General features: G+C 28.2%; 4 protein-coding genes. All 4 read left to right on the top strand.

What is annotated here, in order from left to right:
• Window positions 1-160: 160 nt before the first annotated feature.
• Complete coding sequence (locus ACJDTP_RS27280) at window positions 161-622, top strand: PIN domain-containing protein (protein WP_171771904.1); 462 nt, start codon at window positions 161-163, stop codon at window positions 620-622.
• A gap of 1 nt (window position 623) precedes the next feature.
• Entirely contained in the window at window positions 624-947 is a 324-nt protein-coding gene (locus tag ACJDTP_RS27275) for a thioredoxin family protein (RefSeq protein ID WP_171771903.1), read from the top strand.
• 131 nt (window positions 948-1,078) lie between these two features.
• A complete protein-coding gene (locus ACJDTP_RS27270) occupies window positions 1,079-1,516 on the top strand; it encodes a GTP pyrophosphokinase (RefSeq protein ID WP_271813446.1) in 438 nt (145 codons plus the stop codon).
• A 193-nt stretch (window positions 1,517-1,709) separates the two neighbouring features.
• A complete protein-coding gene (locus tag ACJDTP_RS27265) occupies window positions 1,710-2,180 on the top strand; it encodes a GNAT family N-acetyltransferase (protein WP_406762989.1) in 471 nt (156 codons plus the stop codon).
• Window positions 2,181-2,393 lie beyond the last annotated feature (213 nt).

Genomic DNA, 2,393 nt, shown 5'->3' with positions numbered 1-2,393 from the left:
TGGTTTTTAGCGAAATTATTATATCACAAAGGAATGGCTTATTTATTTTTTACAAATTTTGTTTACTCAACAACCTAAATTAATAAAAAAATAATACGGAGTATAATAAATATATAAACAGATTACGGATAATAATATAGCAATTGCGGGAGGGATAATTATGAACAAGTATTTATTAGATACTAATGTTGTAATAGGACTCTGGAAACAGTATCCTTCGATTATTAATAAACTCATAGAAGATGAGAAAATAATAATTTTAAAAGAAGTGAGTGAAGAGCTTGTTGTCAAGGAAAGGAAACAATACAAAGGTCAACAAGTACTATCAGAAAGATTCTGTAAATTGCTATTTTCAATTATAGAAATAAATAAGAGTAATCTCGAAGAATTTTCATCAAAATTAAATATAAAGTATTCTAAAAGTGGTAATATATATTTAAATAGTATAAATAAATTATCACAGAATGATTTGTTACTTTTATATGCGTGCCATTCAGATGATAGTCTTATATTAGTAACAGAAGATAAATATTTATATAATGCTGCGAATCAAATATTAGGTGAGGATAAAGTTATGACATTAAATATGATGATAGAAGAGCAATATAGTGAGGTAAATTAAGTTGGACAATTTGAATAATGATAAGGAACTATTAGATTTAATAAAAGACAAAGGAATGAGTGCGATATATTTTACAGGAGGAGCTTGCGGGGCGTGTGAAGTCATTAAAACTAAGATTGAAGATATTTTAAAAAGATTTCCTGAAATTAAGAGTGGAGAAGTAAATGCAGAAAAGCATTTAGATTTAGCAGCAAAATATAATGTATTCTCTGTACCAATATTTCTACTTTATATAGAAGGCAAGGAAAGCATAAGAGTTGGAAGAAATTTAGATTTACTAGAATTAGAAGCAAGTGTAAAGAGATATTATGAAATGATATTCTAATTTAAAGGCGAATACAACTTTCTATAGATTATTACAGTATAAAAAAACTGCTTTGGATATTAATTTTATAGCAGTTTTTTGCAGTGAATGTAGAATAAAATATAATTTGACTAGTAAAAGGATGTGGGGATATGTTAGAAAAAGCTATACGTATAGCAGCAAAAGCTCATGAAGGTCAGGTGGATAAAGGTGGTAAACCATATATTCTTCATCCTCTTAGATTAATGCTTTCAAGGACAAGTCAAGAAGAAATGATATGTGCAGTGCTTCATGATGTAATAGAAGATACTGATATTACAATAGATTATTTAAAAAATGAAGGCTTTTCAGAAGAAATACTATCTGCACTGGATGCTTTAACAAGACGGCATAATGAAACATATGATGAGTTTATAGAAAGAATAGTTACTAATAGGTTGGCATGCGAGATAAAGCTAGCTGATTTAAAAGACAATATGAATCTATCAAGAATCGAAAATCCTTCTCAAAAGGATCATGAAAGAATAAAAAAATATAATAAAGCAGCAGATAAAATACTTAATGCACTAGAATTTTATAGAGGGGAGTAATATAGAGGGAATGAAGAACAGTTTTTCTTTTGATATGGAGAATATTATAGATAATATGAAAGTTTCAGGAGCATTTTTATTTTAATTGTTATATTAAATGGAACATTCTTAATTAATATTGATAAATAAGTAATTTTATTGTATCCTATTATATAAAAATTAAACTAGTACTTTAGTAGTGGGGGAAAGCTTTATGATAATAAGAGAAATACAGGAAAAAGATAATGAACAAGTGGAATCTTTAATAAGAACTTGTTTGATAGAATTTGGGGCTGATAAACCAGGTTGTGCCTGGTCTGATCCTAACTTAGGATGTTTTTACCAAGTATATAGAGGTGAAAAATCTAAATATTGGGTAGTTGAAGAAAACGGCAAGATAGTAGCAGGCTGTGGGATAGGGCCATTGTTAGGAACTGAAGATGTATGTGAATTACAAAAAATGTATTCTTTAAAAGAAGCAAGAGGCTCAGGTATCGCAAAGAAATTGCTGAATCTTTCTTTAGAATTTGCGAGAGAACATTATAAAAAATGTTATTTAGAAACTTTTGATAATATGGAGGCGGCTAAGAGATTTTACGAAAAGAATGGATTTCTTAGATTAGAAAAACCTTTAGTTGAAACTGAACATTACGCTTGTGATGTGTGGTACATAAAGGAACTATAAATTTTATTGAAGTTTAAGAGATATAAATAGTATAAGATAATAAACTAATATAATATGCAATATTTTAGGTGCATATTTATTAGTTTATTTTTATGCCTATAGATAACTCAACTATAATCTATACTTATGCGTATACCTTACCGAAATCATAAATATTTTGATTCCGAAAAGCTATGAAAATATCGCTGAAGGTTCTAAGCAGCAGGTTGTATC

The sequence above is a fragment of the Candidatus Clostridium helianthi genome, assembly GCF_045310795.1.
Taxonomy (GTDB): domain Bacteria; phylum Bacillota; class Clostridia; order Clostridiales; family Clostridiaceae; genus Clostridium; species Clostridium helianthi.
The sequence above is the reverse complement of the archived record's forward strand: the minus strand, read 5'-3'. Positions and strand labels throughout refer to the sequence as shown.